The sequence below is a fragment of the Streptomyces phytophilus genome, assembly GCF_013870535.1.
Lineage (GTDB): Bacteria > Actinomycetota > Actinomycetes > Streptomycetales > Streptomycetaceae > Streptomyces > Streptomyces phytophilus.
Genome location: NZ_JACBXC010000778.1, coordinates 1 through 2,896 on the forward strand (window position 1 = coordinate 1; position 2,896 = coordinate 2,896).

The window sequence follows — 2,896 nt, forward strand, 5'->3', positions numbered from 1 at the left end:
TCGCCCGCCATCAGGTGGGCCAGGAGCGCGGAGTCGTAGTAGTCGCGCCAGGACGTGATCTTGCCGTCGGCGACCTCGAAGGTACCCATCACCGGCAGCGACTCGACCAGGACGGCGCCGTCCTTGCCGGTCCAGTGCTCGTGGCGCTGGGTGAGCACGGTGCCGCCGCGGCTCGCGATCCGCAGCACCTCTCCCCCGACGCTCTCCAGTCCTGTCTGGTCGACGAGCTGCTGGAGGAAGCCCAGGATCTGCTCCGTGCCGCGGACCTCCGGCAGCCCCTGGTTGTCCCAGACGCAGTCGTCGGCCAGATGGCGGCGGAAGGCGGGCACCATCTCGGCGTAGGTGCTGCCCATGTCGGCGAAGAACTGCACGACGAGGGCTTCTTGCTCGGTGGCGGGTTCGTTCGGGGCTGGCATGCCCCGGAACGCTATTGAGCGCCCGCCACGCGCGTCAAGGCGGAACCGCCTTTCCCGCCACCCCCAACTTTCCCATGGCTCAAGGTCGTTGGTCCCGGATGCGGGGCCCGGGGCCAGCAGCTAGGCTCGGCCTCCACGTCACCGGGTGTGCAGGAAGGGATTGTTGTGCAGGACGAGGGCAACGGGCCGGCGGGCAAGCGCGGCCCCGGCAGCATCGACACCACCAAGCCCAGCATCGCCCGGGCCTACGACGTGGTGCTCGGCGGCAAGGACAACTACAAGGTGGACCGCGCCGTCGCCGACCAGTTGCGCCAGACCATGCCGCACATCGACGACCTGGCGTGGCTCAACCGCGAGGCCCTGGGCCGCACGGTGCGCTACCTGACCGCCGAGGCGGGCATCGACCAGCTCATCGACCTCGGCGCCGGGCTCCCGACCATGGAGAACACCCACCAGGTCGCCCAGCGTCATCTGCCGGGCGCCCGCGTCGTCTACGTCGACAACGACCCCATCGTCCTCGCGCACGGCCGGGCCCTGCTGCAGGAGAACGACGACACCTTCGTCATCACCGCCGACCTGCGCCGCCCGCGGGAGATCCTGGAGCACCCCGACGTGCGCCGGCTGATCGACTTCTCCCGCCCGGTGGCGATCCTGCTCGTCGGCATCCTCCACCACCTCCACGACGACGAGGACCCGCAGGGCATCGTGGACGCGTACATGGACGCGGTCCCCTCCGGCAGCCACCTGGTGGTGACCCACTTCTGCGACGTCGGCGCGGAGGCGCAGGCCCTCCAGGACACCTTCCTGTCGTTCCTCGGTACCGGCCGGTTCCGCACCGCGGCCGAGATCGAGTCGTACTTCACCGGCCTGGACCTGCTGGAGCCCGGCGTGGTCTCGCTGCCGCACTGGCGCCCGGACAAGCCGGTCCGCACGGACCTGAAGCTCTTCGAGCGCCTGATGGCCGGAGGCGTCGGCCGCAAGCCGTGACCGGTGGGGCCGGGGCGCGGGTGCGCCGCCGGCCCCTCAGGGGCGTAGCAACTCCGCCAGCAGAACGGCCAGTTCGAGCGACTGGCGGGGGTTGAGCCGGGGGTCGCAGCTCGTCTCGTAGCGGGCCGCGAGGGAGCGCTCGTCGAGCGCGTCGGGCCCGCCCAGGCACTCGGTCACGTCGTCGCCGGTGATCTCGACGTGGAGGCCGCCGGGGTGGGTGCCGAGCGCGCGGTGCACCTCGAAGTACCCGCGCACCTCCTCGGCGATCCTGTCGAAGTGCCGTGTCTTGTAGCCGCTGGCGGCCTCGCGGGTGTTGCCGTGCATCGGGTCGCACTGCCACACGACCTGGTGGCCGGAGGCGGTCACCTTCTCCACGATGGCGGGCAGCACGTCCCGTACCCTGCCGCTGCCCATGCGGCTGATGAGGGTCAGCCTGCCGGGCACGTGGGCCGGGTCGAGGCGCTCGACGTACTCGACGGCCGCCTCCGGGGTGGTGCCGGGGCCCAGCTTCAGGCCGACGGGGTTCGCCAGCAGCCCGGCGAGCGCCACGTGGGCGCCGTCCAACTGGCGGGTGCGCTCGCCGATCCACAGGAAGTGCGCGGAGGAGTCGTACAGCCGCCCCGCCCCGTCCGGTGCCGGGTCGTGCCTCAGGAGCCCGTGCTCGTACTCCAGCAGCAGCGCCTCGTGGCTGACGTAGACGTCGGGCGGGTCCTGTGCGGTGGCCCCGGCGAATGCGGAATCGCCTCTCGCGCGCAGCAGATTGAGGGTGGCGGTGGAGTTCACATAGGCGCGCAGCATTCGGCTCGGATCCGGTACGCGGGCGCCGGGTGTCGGTTCCGCAGAGTTCACGATGTCGCCGCGGTAGACGGGAAGTCCGAGCGCGTCCGTGCTTTTCGAGCGGGGCTTCGCGTACTGCCCCGCTATCCGGGCGACTTTCACCACCGGCAGGCTCGTCGTATACGTCACGAGCGCGGCCATCTGCGCCAGGATGCGGATATTCGCCTTGACGTGGGATTCGGTGTTCTCGGCGAAATTCTCCGCGCAGTCGCCGGCCTGCAGGACGAACGCCTTTCCCGCCGCCGCCTCGGCGAGCAGGCGCTGCAGCCGGTCGACCTCGCGGGGGCGGGTGAGCGGGGGGAGGCCGGAGAGGACCGAGCGGGCGGTGGCGGCCCGGTCGGGGTCGGGCCATTCGGGCTGCTGTGCGGCGGGGCGGTCCAGCGCGGCGGCGACCCGGGCGTCGAACTCGTCGGGAAGCCAGGGTGAGCCGACCGCCTCGGCCACCCGTACGCCGGCAGTGGGGTTCATGGCGGCGAGCGTAGGTCCGGCCGGTCCACCGGCGGACTATCCGGCGGTAATTGCGGCGTCGGCCGGTGCGGGGGCGCGGCCGGTACCGAGGCCGAAGAACGTGCGGTACAGGTCGAGTTGCCGTTCCAGCATGTGGTGCCCGTGGTGTACGCGCAGCCCGCGCTCCCGTGCGGCGCGCAGCAGCGGCG

The 2,896-nt window shown here is 71.7% G+C and carries 3 protein-coding genes; 1 reads left to right on the forward strand and 2 read right to left on the reverse strand.

The window, feature by feature from the left end:
- Nucleotides 1-416: limonene-1,2-epoxide hydrolase family protein (locus tag H5J30_RS25100; protein WP_220189340.1), on the reverse strand; the 416-nt coding region annotated here is incomplete at its 3' end.
- A 165-nt stretch (nucleotides 417-581) separates the two neighbouring features.
- Here H5J30_RS25100 and H5J30_RS25105 point away from each other — a divergent pair.
- Nucleotides 582-1,403, forward strand: coding sequence for an SAM-dependent methyltransferase (locus H5J30_RS25105; RefSeq protein WP_181789631.1), 822 nt, complete (start codon nucleotides 582-584; stop codon nucleotides 1,401-1,403).
- A gap of 36 nt (nucleotides 1,404-1,439) precedes the next feature.
- On the opposite strand, the gene H5J30_RS25110 is transcribed toward H5J30_RS25105, so the two are convergent.
- Nucleotides 1,440-2,708, reverse strand: a complete 1,269-nt coding sequence (locus H5J30_RS25110) for a 3-deoxy-7-phosphoheptulonate synthase (RefSeq protein ID WP_181789632.1) — start codon at nucleotides 2,706-2,708, stop codon at nucleotides 1,440-1,442.
- Nucleotides 2,709-2,896 lie beyond the last annotated feature (188 nt).

Excerpts from the sequence above, each read along its gene's own strand:
- H5J30_RS25110 (WP_181789632.1), bottom strand. The coding sequence starts at position 2,708 with ATGAACCCCACTGCCGGCGTACGGGTGGCCGAGGCGGTCGGCTCACCC.